Annotated in this window: 19 protein-coding genes; 14 read left to right on the top strand and 5 right to left on the bottom strand. The window is 66.7% G+C overall.

The genetic code is table 11. The features are described 5' to 3' along the window. Window positions 1-71 precede the first annotated feature (71 nt). On the bottom strand, window positions 72-1,019 hold the full coding sequence (locus AC1DKQ_RS11220; protein ID WP_476919031.1) for a matrixin family metalloprotease: 948 nt from the start codon (window positions 1,017-1,019) through the stop codon (window positions 72-74). Further along, window positions 1,019-2,269: a VIT1/CCC1 transporter family protein gene (locus tag AC1DKQ_RS11215; protein ID WP_476919030.1), complete on the bottom strand. Its 1,251-nt coding sequence runs from the start codon at window positions 2,267-2,269 to the stop codon at window positions 1,019-1,021. The genes AC1DKQ_RS11220 and AC1DKQ_RS11215 overlap by 1 nt, the downstream gene beginning before the upstream one ends. Window positions 2,270-2,530: 261 nt before the next feature. On the opposite strand from AC1DKQ_RS11215, the gene AC1DKQ_RS11210 reads away from it, so the two are divergent. Beyond that, complete coding sequence (locus AC1DKQ_RS11210) at window positions 2,531-2,767, top strand: hypothetical protein (protein WP_476884972.1); 237 nt, start codon at window positions 2,531-2,533, stop codon at window positions 2,765-2,767. Window positions 2,768-2,887: 120 nt separating this feature from the next. Here the strand turns inward: AC1DKQ_RS11210 and AC1DKQ_RS11205 are convergent, their stop codons facing one another. After that, complete coding sequence (locus tag AC1DKQ_RS11205; RefSeq protein WP_476919029.1) at window positions 2,888-4,411, bottom strand: sodium:solute symporter family protein; 1,524 nt, start codon at window positions 4,409-4,411, stop codon at window positions 2,888-2,890. A 280-nt stretch (window positions 4,412-4,691) separates the two neighbouring features. Between AC1DKQ_RS11205 and AC1DKQ_RS11200 the strand changes: the two genes are divergently transcribed. Then, window positions 4,692-5,267 carry a helix-turn-helix domain-containing protein gene (locus AC1DKQ_RS11200; RefSeq protein ID WP_018775913.1) on the top strand — a complete coding sequence of 192 codons (576 nt, stop codon included), beginning with the start codon at window positions 4,692-4,694 and terminating at the stop codon, window positions 5,265-5,267. A gap of 148 nt (window positions 5,268-5,415) precedes the next feature. On the opposite strand, the gene AC1DKQ_RS11195 is transcribed toward AC1DKQ_RS11200, so the two are convergent. Then, window positions 5,416-6,240 (bottom strand): DUF559 domain-containing protein, encoded by an 825-nt coding sequence (locus tag AC1DKQ_RS11195; protein ID WP_476919028.1) that lies wholly within the window; start codon window positions 6,238-6,240, stop codon window positions 5,416-5,418. A 466-nt stretch (window positions 6,241-6,706) separates the two neighbouring features. Here AC1DKQ_RS11195 and AC1DKQ_RS11190 point away from each other — a divergent pair, with 466 nt between their 5' ends. The 12 genes from AC1DKQ_RS11190 to AC1DKQ_RS11135 all read left to right on the top strand — a co-directional run bounded on the left by AC1DKQ_RS11190 (window position 6,707) and on the right by AC1DKQ_RS11135 (window position 23,148). After that, window positions 6,707-8,134: an ammonium transporter gene (locus tag AC1DKQ_RS11190; RefSeq protein ID WP_476884969.1), complete on the top strand. Its 1,428-nt coding sequence runs from the start codon at window positions 6,707-6,709 to the stop codon at window positions 8,132-8,134. Next, window positions 8,131-8,472 (top strand): P-II family nitrogen regulator, encoded by a 342-nt coding sequence (locus AC1DKQ_RS11185; protein WP_476884968.1) that lies wholly within the window; start codon window positions 8,131-8,133, stop codon window positions 8,470-8,472. The genes AC1DKQ_RS11190 and AC1DKQ_RS11185 overlap by 4 nt, the downstream gene beginning before the upstream one ends. Before the next feature lie 104 nt (window positions 8,473-8,576). After that, window positions 8,577-9,644, top strand: coding sequence for an agmatinase (speB, locus tag AC1DKQ_RS11180; RefSeq protein ID WP_476884967.1), 1,068 nt, complete (start codon window positions 8,577-8,579; stop codon window positions 9,642-9,644). Continuing rightward, window positions 9,641-11,305: a thiamine pyrophosphate-binding protein gene (locus AC1DKQ_RS11175; RefSeq protein WP_476919027.1), complete on the top strand. Its 1,665-nt coding sequence runs from the start codon at window positions 9,641-9,643 to the stop codon at window positions 11,303-11,305. Before speB ends, AC1DKQ_RS11175 begins: the two co-directional genes overlap by 4 nt. A gap of 237 nt (window positions 11,306-11,542) precedes the next feature. Then, complete coding sequence (locus AC1DKQ_RS11170; RefSeq protein ID WP_476884965.1) at window positions 11,543-12,028, top strand: MarR family winged helix-turn-helix transcriptional regulator; 486 nt, start codon at window positions 11,543-11,545, stop codon at window positions 12,026-12,028. 133 nt (window positions 12,029-12,161) lie between these two features. After that, window positions 12,162-14,276 (top strand): MDR family MFS transporter, encoded by a 2,115-nt coding sequence (locus AC1DKQ_RS11165; protein WP_476919114.1) that lies wholly within the window; start codon window positions 12,162-12,164, stop codon window positions 14,274-14,276. Window positions 14,277-14,672: 396 nt separating this feature from the next. Further along, window positions 14,673-16,406 carry an ABC transporter ATP-binding protein gene (locus AC1DKQ_RS11160; RefSeq protein ID WP_476919026.1) on the top strand — a complete coding sequence of 578 codons (1,734 nt, stop codon included), beginning with the start codon at window positions 14,673-14,675 and terminating at the stop codon, window positions 16,404-16,406. 92 nt (window positions 16,407-16,498) lie between these two features. Continuing rightward, window positions 16,499-18,493 carry an ABC transporter ATP-binding protein gene (locus AC1DKQ_RS11155; RefSeq protein ID WP_476919113.1) on the top strand — a complete coding sequence of 665 codons (1,995 nt, stop codon included), beginning with the start codon at window positions 16,499-16,501 and terminating at the stop codon, window positions 18,491-18,493. A gap of 176 nt (window positions 18,494-18,669) precedes the next feature. Then, entirely contained in the window at window positions 18,670-19,101 is a 432-nt protein-coding gene (locus tag AC1DKQ_RS11150; RefSeq protein WP_476919025.1) for an acyl-CoA thioesterase, read from the top strand. A gap of 60 nt (window positions 19,102-19,161) precedes the next feature. Beyond that, window positions 19,162-19,434, top strand: a complete 273-nt coding sequence (locus AC1DKQ_RS11145; RefSeq protein WP_476884962.1) for a hypothetical protein — start codon at window positions 19,162-19,164, stop codon at window positions 19,432-19,434. A 92-nt stretch (window positions 19,435-19,526) separates the two neighbouring features. Beyond that, window positions 19,527-21,758: an McrB family protein gene (locus tag AC1DKQ_RS11140; protein WP_476884961.1), complete on the top strand. Its 2,232-nt coding sequence runs from the start codon at window positions 19,527-19,529 to the stop codon at window positions 21,756-21,758. A gap of 193 nt (window positions 21,759-21,951) precedes the next feature. Beyond that, window positions 21,952-23,148, top strand: coding sequence for a 5-methylcytosine restriction system specificity protein McrC (locus AC1DKQ_RS11135; RefSeq protein WP_476885100.1), 1,197 nt, complete (start codon window positions 21,952-21,954; stop codon window positions 23,146-23,148). Window positions 23,149-23,204: 56 nt separating this feature from the next. Here the strand turns inward: AC1DKQ_RS11135 and AC1DKQ_RS11130 are convergent, their stop codons facing one another. Next, on the bottom strand, window positions 23,205-23,537 hold the full coding sequence (locus tag AC1DKQ_RS11130; RefSeq protein WP_476919024.1) for a hypothetical protein: 333 nt from the start codon (window positions 23,535-23,537) through the stop codon (window positions 23,205-23,207). Window positions 23,538-23,572: the final 35 nt, after the last annotated feature.

Raw genomic sequence — 23,572 nt, 5'->3', positions numbered from 1 at the left:
TTTGGGGTCCTAAAATCCCTGAATGGCCGCCCAGAGTGATAGCGCAACGGGTGTCAGGAGCGCAACGGGGGTCAGAGATCCTTGCGGCACTGGGCGTGGCCGAGCTGGTAGAGCCCGTTCAGGTCGCCGTCGGCAAGCCCGTCCGGGGCCCCGATCTCCGGGTACATCAGCTGGGCCGGGTCATCCACATGCTCCAGGCCCATCACGTGGCCGAGTTCGTGCAGGATCACGGCCGTGGCATAGGCCGCACCCTCGGGCCGGTCCAGGTCTTCCGCGATTTGCGGGGCGTCCAGTTCCAGGCTGCCGGTCACAAAGCTCTTGGGACCGTCGCCAAAACTGAAGTGCGTGCTGCCGCCGGTGCCGATCACCGGGCCTTTAAGCTGCGGGGCATGCTCCGGCGTGGTCCAGGCGATCAGTAGCGGCGCCCACCGGTCCCCGTAAAGATTCTTCTGGTAGGGCGCGCGGGTTGGCGAGGGCGCCTCGGATGTAGGGCCGTCATTGATGAACTTGATCCCGGTGGCCTCCGAGATCGTCCGGATGGAGTCTTCCACGAGCCGCTCGGCGCCCTGCGGGGCCAGGACGGCATTGATGACGTAGTGCAGAGGCCGGCATGGCGAATACCCCACCGGAGTGCCGTCGCCGTTCGTCGCGAGGAACTTGTAGGAGGTGCTGGCGGTCTCCGGTTTCCGGGGCGTGCCGAGGGGTTTGTCCTGCTCCTCGAGCCCGGGCGGGGGAGTGTCCGTCCGGTCCCCCTCGGCCGGCACGGCAGGCTGGCCGGATGCCTGGCCGGACCGTGGTGCCACCGGCTGGGCACGGCCTGCGTTGTCCCCTGTTTCGTGTCCCGTTCCGCGGGGGACCTCGAAGAGGCCGGTGAATCGAGGGTCGCCGTAGACCAGTCCTGCCGTGAGGAAGGCCCCGCCGGCGATCACCGCGGCGGCGGTAAGGTTCCTGGCAACCCGCAGCGCCGTGGCGCCCCGGCTGTGTCGCGGCCCCCGGTCCCGAAATTCAGGACCTTCCACTAGCCAACCACGGCGCCAAAGGCCATGCCCAGCAAGTACGTCACGCCGGCTGCGCCCATGCCGATGGCCAGTTGGCGCAGGCCGCGGGTGGCGGGCGAGGTGCCCGAGAGCAGGCCCACGACGCCGCCGGTGAGCAGCAGCGCCAAACCGACCAGGGAAGCCGAAACCACCAGTGCGGCGATTCCCGTCATCCCCAGCAGGAAGGGAATGATGGGGATGATGGCGCCGGACGCGAAGAAGCAGAAGCTCGACGCCGCCGCGCCCCACGCGGTGCCGACAGCCTCGTGCTGGTCCTCGCTTTCGGGCAGTTCCGGGCGCAGGGAAAGGCTCGGATCGCAGTCGCAGTCCAGCAGGCCCATCCGCTCCGCGACGCGGTGCTCGGCGGCCTCCCGGGACATGCCGCGGGCCAGGTAAACGAGCAAGAGTTCGTTGTGCTCGATATCCAGCAGCGGCGCCGCCGCCAACGTGATCTGGGTGGGACGCGTCGCGGCGAGGAGCTCCCGCTGCGACCGCACGGAAATGAACTCGCCGGCGCCCATGGACAGTGCGCCGGCCAGCAGCCCGGCGACGCCGCTGAGAAGCACCACCTGGCTCCCCACGCCCGAGGCCGCCATGCCCATGACGAGGGACAGGTTGCTGACCAGCCCGTCGTTGGCGCCGAAGACGGCAGCCCGGAACGTTCCCGCCAGCCGGTTGCGGCCCCGGGTGGCCAGTCCGCGGACCACTTCCTCATGGATCTGCTCGTCGGCGACCATGGCCGGGGTAGCGAACGTTTCAGTGGCGTAGGGGGAGCGGCTCTCCGCCCGCTGGGCCAGCGCCAAGACGAAGACCGAGCCAAAGTGCCGGGCCAGGAAGCCCAGGAACCGGCTCCGCAGTGAGGCATGCCGGTCCTTGCCGGCGTGCTCGCCCAGCAACTGGATCCAGTGCGCCTCATGGCGTCCCTCGGCCTCGGCCAGGGCCAGCAGGATGGCGCGCTCCTCGCCGGAACGGTTCTGCGCCAGGTCACGGTAGACGGCCGCCTCGGCACGCTCATCGGCGAGATACTGGCGCCAGCGCTTGATGTCCGCGGCGCTCGGATCTGCGCTCGGATCTGGGCTGGAAGCTGGGCTTGGTGCGGTGACGGGAGTTGCGCCGGAGGCAGGGGAGACGTGCGGCGGGGCGGGATGCGGGTCCGTGCTGCGGGCCGAAGCGGCTTGTGTCGGGTGTTGCTGCGAAGAATCGTTGCATTCCGATTCGGTGTGCTGAGACACGAAAAACTCCTGGGTTTGGTCGGGCGTGGTCCGGCCCCATTGCGACTCCAGAGTACCCCGTAATTCCGCGCTTTTCCGGCTGGCAATCCTCAGTGGAAAGTTTAGGCAGCCCGCAACTGGCCTGCCGCGGCGGGGCCGTCTGTCGCTGCTTTCCGCCAGCAATTGTGAGCCCTTGACCGTCCGTTTTCGCGGTGGTCGAATGAAACCCAGGGCGGGTTCCCCGGGGCCTTGCCACCACCGACGCCGCATGGAGGTTGCATCATGGATAGCACCGCATCACACCCCATCCAGCCGGCCAGGGAGTCACTCGAGTCCGATCCCGCCTACGACTACGCCGAGGACGCGCCCGTCAGTGATGCCGCGGAGACCGAGGACGAGGAGCTTCTCCAAGAGGCTGATCGGCTCATTCCGCTGGACGCGGAGGACTTCCTGGGCGACGAGAAACCGGTGGTGCCTCTGGAGGGGGAAGAATTCCTGGAACCCGAAGAGAACGAGTGAATCCCGCGGACTCTTAGGTGCCTTAAAGGCCGACGGCGGCGCCCCCGGAAGGGGAGCGCCGCCGTCGACCGTTAACTCGCCGTCAGGACCCAGTGGGTCAGGACTATAGGCGTCAGGAACCTAGTGCGACGGCACCGAAATGTGTGCGCTCTCGGATGCCTCGCCGGCAACTCGCCGCTGCCAGTTCTTCATGACGGCGGAATCCGTCGGCTTAGTCAGCAGCGACACGACGATGTAGACGACAGCGGATGCCGCGAGGCCGTAGTAGATCGGCTCGTTGGCGTAGATGCCGTCCAGCGGTACTTCGGCGTTGATTTCCAGCACGATCATGGTGCCGAGCGTGATGACCGTACCCACCGCCATGGACGCGGCGGCGGCCACACCGGTGCCGCGCTTCCAGACCAGGCCGCCGAGGATGGCCACGAGCAGGCCGCCGACCAGGATGTCGTAGGCAATGGTCAGGGCGGCGACGACGTCCTTGGTGATGATGGCGATGACGATAGCCACGATGCCGAGTCCCAGGACCCACATGCGGTTGGCGCGGACGTCGTGCTCCGGGTTGTCCGTGTCGTCGGTGTTGATGGTCTTGCCGAACCAGCCGGCGACGAACGGGACCACATCGGCGCGGGCCACGGTGGCGGCCGCGATCAAGGCGCCGGAGGCGGTGGACATCATGGCGGCGACGGCGGCGGCGAGCACGAGGCCGCCGATGCCGATGGGCAGCAGGTGGGTGGCGACCTCGGCGTAGACAACGTCCTTGCCGAGGGCCTTGACGTCGATGTTCGGCAGCGCAACCCGGGCGCCGAGGCCGATCAGGGCGCCGGCAGCGCCGTAGAGGATGCAGTAGACGCCGGCGGTGGCGCCGCCCCAGCGGGCAACAGTTGGGGTCTTGGCGGTGAAGACGCGTTGCCAGATGTCCTGGCCGATCAGCAGGCCGAGGGTGTAGACGACAAAGTAGGTGATGATCGTCTGGACGCCGATGCCGTCAATCTGGAAGAAGCTGGCGTCAACACGGGCACGGATGCCGTCGAGGCCGCCGGCGGCGTTGAGCGTGAACGGCAGCATCAGCACGAAGATGCCGACGGTCTTGATGACGAACTGGACCTGGTCGGCCAGGGTGATGGACCACATGCCGCCGATGGTCGAGTAGACCAATACGATTGCCCCGCCGACGGCGATGGCGAGGGCACGGTCCCAGCCGAAGAGCACCACGAAGATGGTGGCGTAGGCGCTGGTGGAGGTGGCGCAGAGCATCAGCGTGTAGGCGAGCATCACGATGCCGGAGGTCTGCGTGGACTTACTGCCGTAGCGCAGGGTCAGCATCTGGGACACGGTGTAGATCTTCAGCTTTTGAATGGTGGGGGCGAAGAGCAGGCTCAGCAGCAGGACGCCGGCGCCGATTGCCACGACGAGCCACATGCCGGAGATGCCGAACTTGTAGCCCAGGCCCACCCCGCCGACAGTGGAGGCGCCGCCCAGGACGACGGCGGCCATGGTGCCGGTGTAGAGGAACGGGCCGAGGCGTCGGCCGGCGACGAGGAAGTCGCTATTGTTCTTGGTGCGGGACTTGCCCCACCATCCGAACGCCAGCATGGCGGCCAGGTACACCACCACGATTGCGATGTTGACGAAACTTGCGTCCATTAAGGGCTCCTTGGAGCTGGTTGGCAGCGGATGCGCATTGCCGGGCCTCAACAGTGTGTTCGGCAAGGCTGCTGCTGCGTGAAGTGGTTGGTGGAGGATGTCCGTCGGAACCTCCGGTATTGCCCAATAGGCAACACATGTTGCCAAAAAGAGTATGTTGTGACCCCGGTAACAGTCAAGGCGCAGCGCGTGCTGCCGCCGCATCCGCGTCACGAAGGCCCGCTCCCGCTAGGATTGCTCCAATGATGGGGCCAAGCGGCCGGCCGTGAAAGGTTCCTAAATGAAGGCTCTACCAGTTGAACCGAGCAATGTTCCCGTTGCCATCGGTTCGCGGATCCGCGCCGCCAGGCAGTCCCAGCGGCTCACCATTGAACAGGTCGCGGACGCCACCGGGCTCACCAAGGGATTCCTGAGCCGGGTTGAACGGGACCTCACATCGCCCTCGGTCGCTTCCTTGGTGACGCTGTGCCAGGTCCTGTCCATCTCGATCGGCGACCTCTTTGCCGCACCCGAAACGCACCTCACGAAGCAGAACGAGGGCCCCCGGATCTCCCTCGGCGGTGAGGGGATCGTCGAGCGGCTGCTGACCGCTCGCTCCGAGCGCCGCGTCCAGATCATCCAGGCTGTGATTGAGCCGCGCGGGCGCGGCGAGTCCGAGCTCTATGCCGTGGACTGCGACGTCGACGTCCTGCACGTGGTCAAGGGAAGCATCCGGCTGATCCTCACCAATGAGGAATTCGAGCTCAGCACCGGGGACACTGTGACGTTCCCCGGCCGGGAACCCCACACCTGGGTCAACCCCACCGACGACGCCGTCGAGGTTCTGTGGGTGCTGGTCCCTGCCGCCAGCCGCTGAGGTCATAGGCGGGCCTGGCTGCGTTCCGGTGCCGGGTGCCGCCGCACTCCTTCCCGGTTGCTAAGCCGACGGGGGCCGCGGGCCAGCGCCCAGTCCCGGAATCTAGCGGGTGGTCCGCGGCCGGCCCGGAGGCAAGTGGGCAGGAAAGTCACGGTCTGCGCGGGGTCCGGCTCAGCACGGCTCGAATTTCAGCGATGACACGCTCCGGCTCAAACCAGATGTGCTCCGGCATGTACCTCAGCACGGCAAACCCGTTGACCGTGGAGGCGTTGTTTCGCCCCAGGTCCCGGCGCATGGCCTCGCGGTCGGAATGGAATGCGTAGCCGTCCACTTCCACGATGAGGAATCCCTCAATCAGGAAGTCGACCCGGCCGATTCCCGGGAGCTGGACTTGGGTGTCGAAGCCGATTCCGTTTGCCTTGAAGAGATGCTGGGCATCTACCTCCACGATTGACTCGGCGCGTAAATCCACCTGCCGCAGGGCCTGGAGTACCGGACCTGACCGGTCGCCGATGAGCTGGGCCTTCAGCAATTCGAGGGGAACGCCATGTAAGCGCATGGCTGATGTCGCCAGGGCTGTTGATGCGGGCGGCCTCAAGCACGACAGGGCATGCAGCGCAACGTCCCCGACCGCGGCCACTGGCAGCTGGGCAGGGCCATCGAACCTGATGGTCCGGTGCCTGATGAAGCCGGTTCCGTGGCCGTGGTTGCAGGCCAGATGATGCTGGGCCGGAAGGTCTCTAAGCCACAGGCCGTAGTGCGCGGCCGCACTGGCGCAGGTGACCCGGGCATTGTGCCAAATGGCCGCAGCGAGCTCCGGCTGGCACTCGGCGAGCATGAACACTCCTCGCCTGGGTTGGCGTGCCCCCGCCCTCGTCAGCCTGACGATGTCCGTCCGGGAGTATCCCGCGGCCAAAAACTGGCCGGTCCCGGCGACTCCGCCGAGTTGTGCAAGGTAGTTGATGGGGTCCATGTCGCCAGTCCACAGGGCCGGCCTGAACCATGGAAGACGGCAATGGGGCTATGTGGGCATGGGGTCAAGCGGACAGGGGGCTCTGCTGGCAATTCGGCGGTTGCGAATTCACCGGCGGGCGCTGCCTGCCTTCCTTCCCGGTTGCCCGGCGCGGGCGCAGCTCCGCGGCCGGGAAAAGCTCTGGATCCCGGGGCGGGGCCAGGGACGGGTGTGGAGCAACCGGGAAGGAGCGCCGACCGGCCACCTGGGGTTCTGGTGAGACTTGCGTCACATGCCGGAAATCTGCCGGAAACGGCAATTTAATGCCCGGGGCCTCCATGTAACGTGCCGGCAAGAATCGGAATGCCTTCCCGAAACACGTCGTGGGTAGCGTCATCTGCGGGGGGACGTACAACAGTCCCAAAACGTCACATGGTCTCGCCGAATCGGCGCCTCGTAGCGCCGGCACTCGAGGAAGGCTCCCGCTATGAAGTTCTCTGTGCTTGCAGTAGGAATGGCAGTAGATCCGCAGGTCCTTGACCCCGGATCGACCGCGTGGATGCTCACGGCGTCCGCGCTGGTCCTCCTGATGACCCCCGGGCTTGCGTTCTTCTACGGCGGGCTCGTCAGAATGAAGTCCGTCCTCAACATCATGATGATGAGCTTCGGCGCCATGGGCGTGGTGGCCGTCGTCTGGGCCCTGTGGGGTTACGGACTGGCCTTCGGCCCGGATGCGTTGGGCGGATTCGTCGGGGATCCCTTCACTAATTTCGGCCTGAGCGGGCTGACCACCAGCATCGGCACCAAGGCCGCAGGCCTGCCGGACATGATCTTCGTCGGCTTCCAGGCCACGTTCGCCATTATCACCGTCGCGCTCATCAGCGGGGCGGTGGCCGAACGCGTCAGGTTCGGACCCTGGCTGCTCTTTGCCGCCCTCTGGGTCACACTCGTCTACGCGCCGATCGCGCACTGGGTCTGGGGCGGCGGCCTCTTTGGACCCACCGGCATCATCGGCAGCAAGATCTCTGCCCTGGACTTCGCCGGCGGCACGGTGGTCCACATGAACGCCGGCATAGCCGGACTCATGCTGGCGGTGGTTCTGGGCAAGCGGCTGGGCTTCATGAAGGACCCCAACATCCGTCCGCACAACCTGCCGTTCGTCATGCTCGGCGCGGGACTGCTCTGGTTCGGCTGGTTCGGCTTCAACGCCGGCTCGGAACTCGCCGCCGACGCCACGGCCGCCCTGGCCTGGACCAACACGCTGCTTGCCACCAGCGCCGCCCTGCTGGGCTGGCTGCTCGTCGAGCGGCTGCGCGACGGGCATGCCACCTCGCTCGGGGCCGCCTCGGGTGCCGTCGCGGGACTCGTGGCAGTCACCCCGGCCTGCGGCTTCATCGACCCCGTCGGAGCGATCCTGATCGGAGTGATCGCCGGAGTCGTCTGCGCGCTCGCCGTCGGGCTGAAATTCAAGATCGGACTCGACGACTCCCTGGACGTCGTGGCTGTGCACTTCGTTGGCGGCCTGTGGGGGACCCTGGCCCTGGGCTTCTTCGCGCTGCCGTCCGCCAAGACCGGCGGCGGCCTTTTCTACGGCGGCGGCCTGGCGCAGTTCTGGCCACAGATCCTCACCGCGCTGATTGTCACGGCATGGAGCGCCGTCATGACCACCCTGATTGGCTTCGCGATCCACAAGAGCATCGGCATGCGCGTTTCCGAGGCCAACGAGCTCTCCGGCATCGACGTGACGGAACACGCCGAAACGGCGTACGAACTCCTCATGGTCGGCGGCAGCTTCCGCCCCGGTGACCCGCATGCCAGGACAGATGCTGCCCATGCCCAGGCCGAAGGTCAGGCCCAGACCCCAGCCCACGCCCAGGCCGAAGGTGAGGCCGCGCGCGGCAAGGTGTCGTCATGAAGCTCGTGACGGCCATTGTGCGGCCGGAGCGGGTTGACGCCGTCAGCGCGGCCCTGGAGCGGTCCGGAGTCAACGGCTTGACTGTGAGCCAGGCCAGCGGCTACGGCCGGCAGCGGGGCCACATCGAGGTGTACCGGGGTGCCGAGTACAGCTCCGACCTGCTGCCCAAAGTGCGGCTGGAAGTCCTGGTCAATGAGGACGCCCTCGGCGCCGTCATGGCAGCCATTGAAGAGGGCGGACGCACGGGCCACTTCGGCGACGGCAAGATCTGGATCATTGACGTGCGCGACGCCGTCCGCGTGCGGACGGGCGAGCGGGGCGCCTCGGCCATCGCGTGAGGCCGCTGGTAACGCCATTGGTAAACAAATGATGCGCAATGCGAAACTTCGAGTGTATGATGGCTGTCACAACCGTCGGTCAATCCTCGAAGGAGAGGCTTCTTTTGGAAGAGCTGCGCATCGAGGCCAATGGCAACCTTGGCCCCATCGATTCATCCCGCGTCCCACGCTACGCCGGGGCTGCCACATATGCCCGCCTGCCGCGCCTGGACCAGGTGGCCAAGGCTGACGTCACGGTGGTCGGCGTGCCGTTCGACTCCGGCGTCTCCTACCGCCCCGGCGCCCGCTTCGGGTCCAACCACATCCGCGAGGCCAGCCGTCTGTTGCGCCCGTACAACCCGGCCTGGGACGTCAGCCCCTTCGAGAACATCCAAGTTGCCGACGCCGGTGACATGGCGGTCAACCCGTTCAACATCAACGATGCCATCGAAACCATCCAGCAGAACGCCCTGGACCTGACGGCGTCCGGCAGCAAGCTGCTGACCCTCGGCGGCGACCACACCATCGCCCTGCCGCTGCTGCGCGCCGCTGCCGAGCGCGCCGGCGGCCCCATCGCCATGCTGCACTTCGATGCCCACCTGGACACGTGGGATACCTACTTTGGTGCCGAATACACCCACGGCACCCCGTTCCGCCGCGCCGTCGAGGAAGGCATCCTGGACACCGAGGCCATCAGCCACATCGGCACCCGCGGCCCGCTTTATGGCAAGAAGGACCTCGACGACGACCACCGCTTCGGCTTCGGCATTGTCACGTCCTCGGATGTCTACTACCAGGGCGTCCTGGAGACAGTGGCCAAGGTCCGGGACCGGATCGGGAACCGCCCGCTCTACATTTCGGTGGACATCGACGTCCTTGACCCCGCGCACGCGCCCGGCACCGGCACGCCGGAAGCGGGCGGCCTCACCAGCCGCGAACTGCTGGAAATCATCCGCGGGTTCCGCGGCATGAACCTGGTCGGCGCCGACGTCGTCGAGGTCGCCCCGGCCTACGACCACGCCGAGATCACCGGCGTGGCGGCAAGCCACGTCGCCTACGAACTCGTGACCCTGATGGCGGACCTCGCCGTCGAAGGGGACCGCTTCGGCGCACCGAACGGCTACGCTGCCCAGGCCCTCGGCCAGGAATCCCGCCGCCCCGCCGGCTTCGGCTCCTCTGTGACTTCGCGATGACCGGCGTGCGCAACGGCGGAGACCTCGTCGTCGAGACCCTTGAGGCGCTCGGCGCCAAGACCGTCTTCGGCATCCCGGGCCAGCATGCCCTGGGCCTGTTCGATGCCATGGGCCGCGGAAACCTGCACTTCGTCTCCTCCCGGGTCGAGAACAACTCGGCCTTCGCCGCGGACGGCTACTCCCGCGCCACCGGCGAGGTCGGCGTGCTGTTCCTCTCCACTGGTCCCGGCGCGCTGACGTCCCTGGCCGGGCTGCAGGAGGCCTACGCCACCGGCGTGCCCATGGTCGTTGTCGCGAGCCAGATCCCGCTCGATGGCCTCGGCGCCCGCCGCAAGGGCATGCTGCACCAGCTCGATGACCAGAAGGCCTCGGCCGCGAACGTCACCAAGTCCCAACGGCTGATCCAGCACGCCTCCGGCATCCCCTCGGCCATCCAGGACGCCTGGACCGAGGCGATCTCCTCGCCGCAAGGCCCGGTTTGGCTGGAAATCCCGCAGAACGTGCTGCTGGACCCCATTATGGTGCCGCCGGTGGAGGACGCCCTCGCCGAAGCGGCCGACAACCCGCCCCGGGTGGAGCTGGTCCGGGAAGCCGTCAAATGGCTCTCGACGGCGGAACGTCCCGCCATCATCGCCGGCGGCGGCACCCGCCGCGGCCGGGCCGAGAAATCGCTGCTCTCGATTGCGGAGAAGCTGCGGGCACCGGTCATGTGCACACCCGGCGGCAACGGCGCGTTCCCCTGGAACCACGAGCTCTCGCTGCAGTCCTGGATCGAGGACCAGCACATGACGGACGTGTTGCAGGACGCCGACGTGCTGATCGTCATCGGCTCCTCCCTGGGCGAGGTCACCTCCAACTACTTCACCTTTGAACCGCGCGGACGGATCATCCAGATCGACGCCGAACCCCGGGTCCTGGAGTCCAACCGCCCCGGCCTGGGCATCCGGGCCGACGCCGGCCAGGCCCTCGCCGCCCTCGACGAGGCCCTGATCGAACCGCACGGCGAACGCGCCGACTGGCACGGCACCTCTCCCGAAGCCCTGGTCAAGGACACCTTGGCCAAGGTCACCGCACGGCTCGAGTCCCAGGACCTCGGCAAGGAACTGAAGTTCATGGCCGACATCCGAGAGGCCGTTCCCGCGGCGATGCAGACGTTCTGGGACATGACCATCTCCGCCTACTGGGGCTGGAGCTGCTGGGACGCCCGCGAGGGCCAGTTCCACTCCGCGCAGGGCGCCGGCGGGCTGGGCTTCGGCTTCCCCGCGGCGATCGGCGGTGCCGTCGGGCTGGAAACCACCGGGACGCCCGGCGGTTCGGCCCGGGTGCTGGCCGTCTCCGGCGACGGCTCGGCCATGTACTCCATTTCCGAGCTCGCCACCGCCAAGCAGCACAACGTCCCGGTCACCTGGCTGATCGTGGACGACGGCGGCTACGGCATCCTGCGTGAATACATGGTGGGAGCCTTCGGCAAGGCCACGGCCACCGAGCTCGCCCGGCCCGACTTCGTCAAGCTGGCCGAGGCTTTCGGGGTCCCGGCCGTCCGGGTGTCCCCCGAGGACGTCGGGGACGCCCTGAAAGCCGGCTTCGCCGCGGACGGCCCCAACGTCGTCGTCGTCGAGACCCTGCTCAAAATGTTCGGCCCCACCCACCTGGCGACGTAGTCGGCCCGGGGCCGCACTGCCCCAAAACAGCACAGCACAACACAGCGGACCGGCCGGTCTGCCCCTCACGATGAGGGGCAGGCCGGCCGGTCCGCGTTTGTCGTTAAGCCCCCTTTCGGCGCCACTTCGGGACCCGCATGGCACCCCCTCACAGCACCTCTCACAACAGAGTTAGTTTCCCGAAGTAACCAATTTAAGATATAGTTGCCTTGGGCAAACAAAAAAGGGGTGTCCATCATGTCAGTTGAAACCAACGCTGCAGCCAAACTCGTCTACCAAATTTTCGACCTCCAGCGCGCCGTCCGCTGCGTAGCCGCCGCCAGCCTGCGCGGGCAGGACACCGGAGTGGCGCTTCAGGGCGTTCTTCGCTTTGTGGGGGAGGGCGAATCCCGGGCCACGCATCTTGCGGAACGGCTCGGCGTCAGCGCGCCGGTCCTCAGCCGGCACATCGCCGAGCTCGAGGAGCACGGCTATGTTGTCCGCCGGCCGGACCCCGAAGACGGCCGCGCACAGCTGATCGCCCTGTCCGCCACCGGCGCGGAGAAACTGCGCGTCATCGAGGACCAGCGGACGGCCGCCCTCCAGGGCTTGCTGCAGGACTGGAGCCAGGACGACGTCGAACTGACGGCGCGCACCCTCGAAAAACTTGCTGAGTCCCTCAGGACTTCAGCCCGGGCAACGACGGCCGGACCCACGAATACGACCGAAATTGTTGAGGAGTAGATATATGGCTAGCCACGCTGCCGCCACGGGGCCGGATACCGCGCCGTTGAACCCTGCGCCGTTGAACCCTGCGCCGTCGGACCTGCCGCGGATGGCGCCCCGGGCATCCCACCCCGCCGCAGCACCTGCGGAGATGACCCACCGCCAGATCATGGAGGCCCTCACCGGGCTGCTGGCGGCGTTCTTCACCGCCATCCTGAGCAGCACGATCGTAGCCAACGCGCTGCCCACCATCATGTCCGAGCTCAAGGGGACCCAGACGGACTTCGCCTGGGTGATCACCGCCGCGCTCCTGGCCAACGCGGCCACCACGCCGATCTGGGGCAAGCTGGCGGACCTCTTCAACAAGAAGGTCCTTGTCCAGCTGAGCATCGTGATCTTCGTGGCCGGCTCCGTCATGGCCGGACTGTCAGAGACCATCCCGCTGCTGCTGACCGCCCGTGTCATCCAGGGCATCGCCATGGGCGGGCTCACCGCTCTGGCCCAGGCCATCATCGGCTCCATGATCCCGCCGCGTGACCGCGGAAAATACTCCGGCTACATGGGCGGCGTCATGGCCGTGGGCACTGCCGGCGGCCCGCTGCTCGGCGGCTTCATTGTCGACAGCCCGCTGGGGTGGCGCTGGACCTTCTTCGTCTGCGTCCCGCTCGCGGTGGTGGCGCTCATCCTGCTGCAGGTCACCCTGAAAATCCAGCACGTCAAGCGCCCGGCCAAGATCGACTGGCTCGGCTCCATCCTCTTGACCTCCGGCGTCAGCCTGCTGCTCATCTGGGTCTCCTTCGCCGGCAACCCGGACTACTACGACTGGTGGTCGTGGCAGTCCGTCGCCATGGTGGGCGGCGGCGTCGTGCTCCTGGGCCTGCTGGTGCTGGTGGAATCCAGGGTGGCGCAGCCCATCATCCCGCTCAACATCATCTCGGAGCGGACCACCGCCCTCGCGATCCTCGCCTCGGTGGCCGTTGGCGTGGGCATGTTCGGCTCCTCGACATTCCTCGGCCAGTACTTCCAGGTGGCACGCGGTGCGAGCCCCACCGAGGCCGGTCTGCTCACGCTGCCCATGATCGCAGGCAACCTGATCGGTTCGGTCGCCTCGGGAATGCTCATCAGCCGCACCGGCAAGTGGAAGCGGTATCTGGTGGCGGGAGCCATCCTGCTGATCGGTGGCCTCGGCCTGGCCGGCAGCATGGACCACACCACTGACCTGTGGCTGACGGGTATCTACACGGCCATCCTTGGCGTTGGTCTGGGCCTGCTGATGCAGAACCTCGTGCTCGCTGTCCAGAATACGGTCCAGGCCAAGGACATCGGCACTGCCAGCGCCTCCGTTGCCTTCTTCCGGTCCGTCGGCGGAGCAATCGGCGTCTCGGTCCTCGGCGCCGTGCTGGGCAACCGGGTCAAGGTGCTCGTGGTGGAGGGACTCGCATCCGCCGGAATCAAGGTTCCGGCCGGATCTGCCGGTGCAAGCATGGACCTCAAGGACATGCCGGCACCGATCCGCGACATCATGCGGGCTGCGTATGGCGACGCGATCGCTGAGGTCTTCCTGATCTCTGCGATCATCGGGCTCGTGGCGCTGGTTGCCATCCTGTTCATCAAGGAACGCCCGCTGCGCCGCACAGTCGATGTCCGTCCGGAGCCCGCCGAGCAAGCAGGGGACGCAGCCACCGATGCCGCTGTGGGCGTCTCCGGAGGCGCGGCGGTAACGGTTTTGGCGGGTACTTTGCGGAACGGCTCGGACGACGCCGTCGGGGCAGTTGCGTCCGACGGCGGCATCGTGGACCTGGACCGGGAATTCATCGAGGTACTCAGCCGGGAGCGCGCCGAATCCCGCTTCCCCGATGCCGCCCGCCGGGAAGCCGACCTTGGCTACCGGGCCGGCGCCGGCTCCGGCCAGGACTCCGCTCTCTCGGAGTCCGGTGCGGCGGAATTCAGTGCGGACCGGGCGGCCGATAGGGAGGGTTCCCGGCAGCGGGCCCGGACCCTGGTGGCCGAAAACCCGACCCAGGCCGCCGATGTCGTACCCGTCCTGCTGCAGACCCAGCAGCTGCTGGCGGAACAACAGCTCCAGCTGGCGGATGCCCTGCTCGCCGTGCATGAGCAGGCCGCCGAGCAGCGTGCGATCGCTGCGGAACAGGCCCGTGTTGCCGCAGAGCTCACGGTCCTGCGCCGCCAGCTTGCCAAGGAGCGCAAGATGCAACGCGCGGCGGCCGACTACATCGCCACCCACGGCCGGCACCGCACCGAGTAGCGCCGGCCGGCAGTACCGGACAGCCTGGCACCGCATTTGTGCGGTGCCAGGCTGTGTACTGCTGGTGCCGGATCCCAGAGGTCCGCGGCCGCCCCAGGGCAGCAGCGGGGCCTCTGCGCAGCCGGGGGGCCTTCGTGCTGCTGGCCATCGTGCGACCTGCATTTGCGCGGCAGGGCCGCCGGAACGCTGCGGACAGAGGCTTAAGTACGTCGTTTGGATGATGTTCAGTGTCCCGTGTTCCACCCGGCCGGGGGATTTCGTAGAGTTGGGTGGCTAATGGCTGTCGGTCCCCTGGGATAGTCTCCAATCAGCTTTCCAATGAACTTTGATTTGTTCGGTTTTTGTTGGTCTTTGTTCGGTCTTCGTAAATTTCAGTCTTCGTAAGGACTCGTGGGCATGCTCGTCACTCTCATGCGGCGCTATTCCAAGCCGTATCTGCCATACATCGCGGCTGTGGTCATCTTTCAATTGGCTTCGACCATCGCGGCGTTGTACCTTCCCAGCCTCAATGCCCAGATCATCGACGAGGGCGTCTCCCGCGGCGACACGGACTACATCTGGCGCACCGGCGGGGTCATGCTCGGCGTCTCCCTGATCCAGGTGGCCACCGCGATCGCCGGCGTCTACTTCGGCTCGAAGGCTGCGATGGCGTTCGGCCGTGACCTGCGCCGCGGCGTCTTCCGCAAGGTGAGCAGCTTCTCGGCGCGGGACGTCAACCTCTTCGGTGCCCCCACCCTGATCACCCGTGGCACCAACGACGTGCAGCAAGTCCAGATGCTCATGCTCATGGCCCTGAACTTCATGGTGGCCACGCCCATCATGTGCATCGGCGGGATCTTCATGGCCCTGCGCGAGGACCTCAACCTGTCCTGGCTCGTCTGGGTTTCCGTGCCCCTGCTCGTCGTAGTGGTGGGCTACCTTGTGGTCCGCCTGATGCCGCTCTTCCGTTCCATGCAGGAGAAGATCGACCGGCTCAACGGTGTCCTCCGCGAGCAGATCATCGGCATCCGCGTGGTCCGGGCCTTCGTGCGCGAACCCCACGAGGCCGAGCGCTTCGGGGCGGCCAACAAGGACCTCACCGACGTCTCGCTGAAGATCGGATCCTTGTTTGTGCTGATGTTCCCCGCCATCGGCATGATCCTGCACGTCTCAACGGCCGCCGTGCTGTGGTTCGGTGGCCAGCGCGTCGATGCCGGCGAAATGCAGGTCGGCTCACTGACCGCCTTCCTCCAGTATCTGTTGCAGATCCTCATGGCCGTCATGATGGGTACCTTCATGGCCATGATGATTCCCCGCGCCTCAGTCTGCGCCGACCGGATCGGCGAAGTGCTCGACGTCGAACCCTCAATCCACGAATCGCTCACCCCGGTGGCGCCGGCCGCACGGTCCGGTCGCGTGGAATTCCGCAACGTGACCTTCGCCTACCCCGGCGCCGAGGCGCCCGTGCTGAGCGACATCAGCTTTACGGCAGAGCCCGGAAAGACGGTGGCGATCATCGGCTCCACAGGCGCCGGCAAGTCGAGCCTGCTTGCCCTGCTGCCGCGGCTCTACGACGCCGAGTCGGGTGAGGTCCTGCTCGACGGCGTCCCCGTCACCCAGCTGGACCGGGCCCAGATCACCCAGCGCGTGGCCATGGTGCCGCAACGGCCCTACCTGTTCTCCGGAACCATTGAGCACAACCTGCGCTTCGGCAAGCCCGAGGCCACGGACACGGACCTGTGGGAGGCCCTCACGGTCGCCCAGGCCGCGGATTTCGTGCGCGAAAAGAAGGGCGGCCTGGCATCGCGGATCGCCCAGGGCGGCACCAACGTCTCGGGCGGCCAGCGGCAGCGGCTGTGCATCGCCCGCGCCCTCGTCACCGAGCCCAAGGTCTTCCTGTTTGACGACTCGTTCTCAGCCCTTGACGTCGCCACCGATGCCAGGCTCCGCCGCGCGCTCAAGGCCAAGACGGCCGATGCCACGGTGATCATCGTCGGCCAGCGCGTTTCCACCATCGCCGATGCGGACCAGATCCTGGTGCTGGACAACGGCAGGATCGTGGACCGCGGAACACATGAGGAACTGTTGGAAAGCTCCAGCACCTATCAGGAAATCGTCGAATCCCAGCTGAGCGCGGAGGCAGTGGCATGAGCATTAACGAGAAAGTCTCCACCACTTCGGCCGCCGCAGCCGACACGACCGCAACCGACACCACCGCGGCCGGGACTGCCGGAACCGACCTGATGGACGACGACTTCATCGAGGAGGAGTACACGCCCGGCGAAGCCGACGGCGGCATGTTCGGCGGTGTGCCGGCCAAGAAGGCCCAGCACTTCTGGCCCTCAGCCAAACGGCTCATGGGGCTGCTGAAACCCGAGCGCGCCGGCATCATCGTCGTGCTCGCCATGGTGACGGTCGCCGTCGTCCTCAACGTCATTGCCCCGAGGATCCTGGGCCAGGCCATGGACGTGATCTTCGCGGGAGTGGTCGGCAAGCAGCTCCCGGCCGGTGCCACCAAGGAGCAGTTCATCGACGGACTGCGCTCCCAAGGCCAGAACAACTTCGCCGACATGCTGGCCAAGATGGACGTAGTCCCGGGCACGGGCATCGATTTCCAGAAGCTCGCGTTCCTCATCAGCGTGGTGCTGGTGATGTACTTCGTCGCCAACATCTTCCTGTGGCTCCAGGGCTATGTCCTGAACGTGCTTGTCATGCGCGTGGTCCGTAACCTGCGTGATGACACCGAGAAGAAACTCAACAAGCTCCCGTTGAACTACTTCGACACCCGCCAGCGCGGCGACATCCTCTCCCGCGTCACCAATGACGTCGACAACATCCAGCAGGCGCTCCAGCAGGCCTTCGCGCAGCTCGTGAACTCTGCCCTGACGGTGATCGGGATCGTGATCATGATGTTCATCGTGTCCTGGCAGCTGGCCCTGATCGCGCTCGTCGCCCTGCCGCTCTCCGGCGTGGCCGCCGGCATCATCGGCGCCCGCAGCCAGAAGCTCTTCGCCGCCCAGTGGAAGAACACCGGTGAGCTCAACGGCCAGATCGAGGAATCGTTCTCCGGCCACGACCTGGTCCGCGTGTTCGGCCGCGACGCCGACATGCTGGCCCGCTTCGACGAGCGCAACGAGGAACTGTACAAGGCCAGCTTCGGGGCCCAGTTCGTCTCCGGCATGATCATGCCGGTCATGCAGTTTGTTTCCTACCTCAGCTATGTGGGGATCGCCGTCGTCGGTGGGCTGCGCGTGGCATCCGGTGCCATGAGCCTGGGTGACGCCACCGCGTTCATCCAGTACTCGCGCGAGTTCACCCAGCCGCTGGGCCAGATGGCCGGCATGGCTAACATGCTGCAGTCCGGCGTCGCCTCAGCCGAGCGCGTCTTCGAATTCCTCGACGCCGACGAGCAGGACGCCGAGACCGCCACCGAGCACCTCCCGGCGAAGACCGACGGACACGTCGAATTCCAGCACGTCACCTTCAGCTACACGCCGGACAGGCCGCTGATCGAGGACCTGTCCTTCACGGCCGAACCCGGGCACACGGTGGCGATCGTGGGACCGACCGGCGCGGGCAAGACCACCTTGGTCAACCTCGTGATGCGCTTCTACGAACTCAATGCCGGCAGCATCACCTTGGACGGGGTGGACATCACCAGGCTGAGCCGTTCGGAGCTGCGCGCCAAGGTGGGCATGGTGCTGCAGGATGCCTGGTTGTTCGGCGGAACCATCTACGAGAACATCCGTTACGGCAAGCTGGACGCCACCGAGGACCAGATCATGGCCGCGGCCAAGGCCACCTTCGTGGACCGCTTCGTCCGCGCGCTGCCGGACGGTTACAACACGGTCATCGACGAAGAAGGCAACAACGTCAGCGCCGGCGAAAAGCAGCTGATCACCATTGCCCGGGCCTTCGTGGCGAACCCGTCGCTGCTGATCCTGGACGAGGCCACGAGTTCCGTGGATACCCGCACCGAAGCCCTGGTCCAGAAGGCCATGGCCGCATTGCGCACGGAGCGCACCAGCTTCGTCATCGCCCACCGCCTCTCCACCATCCGGGACGCAGACACCATCCTTGTCATGGAGGACGGGCAGATCGTCGAGCAGGGCCGGCACGCCCAGCTGCTGGCCATGGAGGGCGCGTACTACCGGCTGTACATGTCCCAATTCGCCGGCGAGGACGCGGACGCGGCTTTGCTGGATCCCGCGGAGGACTCGACGGCGGTGCACAGCTGAGCGCCGTCGGGCGCCCCGCCGGGGAGGGCACGGCCGTCGGGCGCCCCGCCGGGGAGGGCGCAGCAGGGGAAAGCCGCCCCGCAGTTGCAGGCCCCGCCGGCGAAGGCGTCGCCGGGGAAGCCTCCACGGGGGAGGGGCCAGCCACGGAGCCCCGGCGCCTCGAGGTGGAGGTGCCGATGCGCTGGAGCGACATGGATGCCTATGGGCATATCAACAACGTCCAGATTGTCCGGATCCTGGAGGAAGCCCGGATCGCGGCGTTCGGGCCGCCCCGGGGCGCCGGACTGCCCGGAACCGAACCCCTGGTGTCGCTCTTCAACGACATCCCGGAAGGGACGCTGGCGCTCGTGGTCGAGCACAAGATCAGGTACGTCAGGACGCTGGAATACCGGAATGTGCCGGCCGTCGTCCAGTTGTGGATCGGCGCCGTCAAGGGCGCCAGCTTCGACATCCACTACCTGGTGCAGGATCCTCTCACGCGGGAGGACTGCGTCCGGGCCACGAGCCACCTGGCCTTCGTCGATGAGGCAACCGGCCGGGTGCTGCGGCTGACGCCGGAGCAGAAGGAGCGGCTGGCCCCGTACACCCGCGCCCACCCGGTCCCATAGCCTCTACCACCGTGCCGGTGGGGCTCCTACAATGAACAACTCCGGACGCTCTAAGGAGGCGTGGTCGCTGTGAACATGGGCAAGAACATGCACAAGAGGCACACCCGCAAGAAGAATTGGAAAGAACTCTCGCCGATGGCAAGGTTCGGTACAATCGTGGCGGCCACCGTTCAGCTGACGCTGCTCATTGCTGCCCAGACGGACATCAATCGGAGGCCGGCCGAGGAGATCCGGGGCAACAAGGCGCTGTGGCGGTTTGCCACCTTTGTGAACTTCATTGGGCCGGCCACGTATTTCACCGTCGGTGTGAAGCACCGGGCTGGCGCGAAGTAGGGGCAGAAGTCCGCTTGCCTGCGGTCTACTGAACGGTAGCTTTGGGGCGGCGTTAAATGCGCGCGTTCAGTTTAAGCCTGTAAATTGAACGTATGACCCCAGCCAAGAAGCCTGCCCTGCACCGTGCCCTCGGCATCTCCAAGGAGATAGAAGACGCGGCGTGGTTTGTGCTGGGGCCCGGATTGCTGGGCAAAGCGTCCGCCCTGGACGGCCGCACCAAAACCTGGTCAGTCCAGGCCGCCGCGGAGTTGCTGGAACGCCTTGAACGCGGCGTTCCCGATCCCAAGGCGCCGATGATGACCAACCTGCGCCAGAACCTGGAAGATGCCACCCGCGGGGCGAAGCAATTGGCCGTGGAGCTACTCTTCCTCCAGTCCCTGCCGCTGGCCCACGAGGTCAAGTCCCTGAAGGTCAAGCGGGCTCGCGTGGCCGAGGCGGCGTCCTGGCTGGAGCCTCCGCTGGAGCTCCCCGACGAGCTCTACGCGGGCATGACGGACCACGGCGTGATCCGGGACCGGACCGCGGAATTCAACTGGACCATCTGGGACCACCTGAAATGGCTCTGCCGCTTCGTGAAGCACGTCGCACAGCGGCCGGCCCACGTCGTCCAGACTGCGGTCAAGGATCCGCTGGCCTTCCACCGGCTGGTCGCCGGGACCCCGGATGACCAGCCGGCCATCCGCCGCAGCATCGAGTTCCTGGTCTGGCCCAGCTACTTCGAACCCGTGGTGGCCGACGTCGAACGGCAGGAAATCCGCGACGCCTTTGCATCCCTGGTGGGCGGGGCCAAGGGGGACAGCGACGAGGACATTTCAGCGGACATCCACAGGATCCGCCTGCACCTGGACCAGCAGGCCGGGCAGCGGATCGACTGGTACTCCCGCCAGCTGGTGAGCCAGTGGCGGAAGGTCGGCGACCCCGGCCGCCGCGCCTGGCTTTTGCGCACCCACCACGAGAACGCCGAGCTGCTGGGGGAGTGGCGCGACGAGGAAGCGGTAACGCTCGACGTCGAACACCTCCGCCTGCTGGACCCCGGCGTTTCGGCCGGGCTGGTCCAGAATGCGGTGGACGAGGACTACAAGCACCTCGGTTACGTGGAGCGCGAGGACACCAAGACCGCCGTCTTCGCCTTCCTGACCGTCATGAAGCCGGGTGACCTCGCGCTGTACCAGAGTTCGGGCAAGGTCCGGATCGGTGTGGTCCTCGGCGAACCGGAGCATGGAAAGGACAATCGCCAGCTCCGCCGCAAGGTCCGCTGGTTCGATGAGGAGCACGACGCCACCGGGCTACCCCGCCACGTGCAGCGGCAGCTGACCACGTCCGGCAACATCGTGGACATCACCCGGGTGATCCAGGCGCTCGAGGCGCTCCTGCCGGCAGAAGCGGAAGCCGAGGACGGAGACGGCGCCGAGCCGGCTGCCGCCGTCGAACCTGCCTATGAGGGTTTCCGGCCGCTGACGCCGGAGTTCGCCGCGTCCCTGCACATGGACCTGGACCCGCTGCAGGAAATCGCCGAACTCCTCGAGGAGAACCGGCAGCTGGTGCTCTACGGTCCGCCGGGAACGGGCAAGACGTACCTGGCCAAGCACCTCGCCGCCGAGCTCGCCGGCGACACGACGGACGAGCGGGTCAAGCTGGTCCAGTTCCACCCGTCGTACGCCTACGAGGACTTCTTCGAGGGTTTCCGTCCGGACAAGACGGACGAGGGCCAGGTGTCCTTCAAGCTCGTGGCAGGCCCGCTGCGCCGGCTCGCCGAGGAAGCTGCCAAGCCGGGAAACGAGAGCAAGCCGTACTTCCTGATCATCGACGAGATGAACCGGGCAAACCTCGCCAAGGTGTTCGGCGAGCTGTACTTCCTGCTCGAATACCGCGATGACCGCATCTACCTCCAATACAGCCCCAACGAGCCGTTCACCCTGCCGGACAACCTTTACATCATCGGCACCATGAACACCGCGGACCGTTCCATCGCGATGATGGACGCGGCCATCCGGCGGCGGTTCTCCTTCATCGAGCTGCATCCGAAGACCGAACCTGTGAAGGGCTCGCTGCTGCGTTTCCTCCAGGCCCGCGACCTGGACACGACCCCGGCCCTGCTGCTTGACGCCTTGAACGACGCGATCGACGAGTGGGACCGCGACCTCATGATCGGTCCCTCCTACTTCATGAAGAAGTCTGCCCAGACGCCCAAGGGACTGCGCAGAATCTGGAAGTACGAGCTGATGCCGCTGCTGGAGGAGCACTATCACGGCCAGCTCAACCGCGCCCAGCTCGAGGAACGGTTCGGACTGGAGCAACTCCTGGGCCGCCTGGCGCATGCCTAGGCTGGCCGGGGACGCGGTAGCGCTGGACCGCAGTCCGTCGGGCCGCACGGACCGGGCCGGGTCGAACCACGGTTCGGCTGGGCGCAGTTCGTCGGACAGGGGTTCGGCCAAGTCGGGTTCCGCCAAGGTGACTTCGAACGGGCGGGGTCAATCCGGACGCGGCGGCGCAGCGGAGCCCTGCCGGCACATTGTCCTGGACGAGCTCTCCGCCGGCGTCGTGGAGCGGCTTGATCCGGACACCGCGGCCTACGTCAACGCCAGCGGCCTGGCAAAGGCCTCCCCGATGGGCATGGGACTGTACCGGATCGAACCGGTGGGGAGCGTGGGCTCCGTGCGGACCCACGCCGTGCAGCTGGAGGTGCGGCCGAAGGGACGGCTCGGGCTGAGCCGGCTGCTGTTCCTGCTCGGTTACGCGGGGGACCAGGGTTTCCGGGACGAGTCGGTCGCCGCGGTGGAGCACACCGACCTTTGGAGCGCCCTGGCCGAATCCCTGGCGCAACTCGCGGACCGGGCGCTGAGCCGGGGTGTGCTGCAGGGCTATCTCATGGTGGAAGAATCCCTCCGGACCGTTAAGGGCCGGATCCGGATGTCGGACCAGATTTCCCGCCGCCCGGGGATGCTGGTCCCGCTGGAAGTCTCCTATGACGAGTTCACCGAGGACATCGCGGAGAACCGGATTCTGCGCGCCGCGCTGGAGCGGATGTCCCAGGTGCCGCGCGTGCGGCCGGAAGTCCTGAGCCGGCTGCGCCAGCTGAAGGGAAAGCTCGACGCCGTGACGCGCCTGCAGTCCGGCGCGCCGCTGCCGCAGTGGCGGCCCAGCCGGATGAACACGCGCTACCACGCGGCCCTCCGGCTCGCCGAGCTGATCCTGCGGAACGCGTCGGCTGAGGCCGGTGACGGCAAGCAGCAGTCGGCGTCGTTTGTGGTGGACATGGCCAAGGTGTTCGAGGACTTCGTGGGGGTGGCCCTGCGCGAAGCCATGGCCGCCCATCCCGGAGAAATGCGGTTGAGGTACAACGCGCTGCTGAACGAGGCCGTCCGCGACTCGGATCGGATTGTGGTCCAGCCGGGGGCCGTCCACTTCCTCGGCGGCCGGCCCGTGATGGTGTACGACGCGAAGTACAAGGCCGCGGCTGACGCGGGCGCGTCACTCTCGGGCGACCACTACCGGATGCTCGCCTACTGCACGTCCTTGCGGGTGCCGACGGCATGGATCATTTACCCCGGAGCAGGGGAAATCAAGCTGCGCCGGATTCTCAATACCGACATCGACATTGTCGAGTTCCCGCTGGATCTGTCCCTGCCGCCGTCGGAAATCCTGGCCTCCGTGGCAGATCTTGCCCAGCAGTCCTGGGGCGAAGTGCTCCGGCAGGCCACTATCGCGCGTTAGTCCAGCTAAACCGTTCGGCCAGCTAAACCGTTCAGCCACCTAAACCGTTTGGCCAGCTAGGCGGATGCTTGCTGGTCCGCCACTGTCCGCAAATGTCCCAGGAGCGCCTTTTCCGGCTGGCCCGGGTTGTTCGCGACGTGCCACTGAAGTTTCTCCCGCACGTCAGCTTCTTCCGGATCAGTGCCCGCGAGGACCTCGTCGATGATCGAGGTTGCCTGCCGGCGCAGCGGCTCCAGATCAGGGTCCGCGCCGCGGAAGTGGCGGGGCCGGGGCCGAATGGCGCGGTGTTTGGTGTGGCCGAAGCGGGAGAACTGAAGAACTGTGGAGCTGGAATCTGCTGGCGTAGCAGCCGTGTCGGACTCGTCGTTGGACATCAGCAAGTGCGGCATCGTGCGCTCTCCCGTGTTTGCAGTACGCAGTGGTA

The organism is Arthrobacter sp. 05L421 (assembly GCF_056397785.1).
This window is presented reverse-complemented; position numbering and strand designations above follow the sequence as displayed.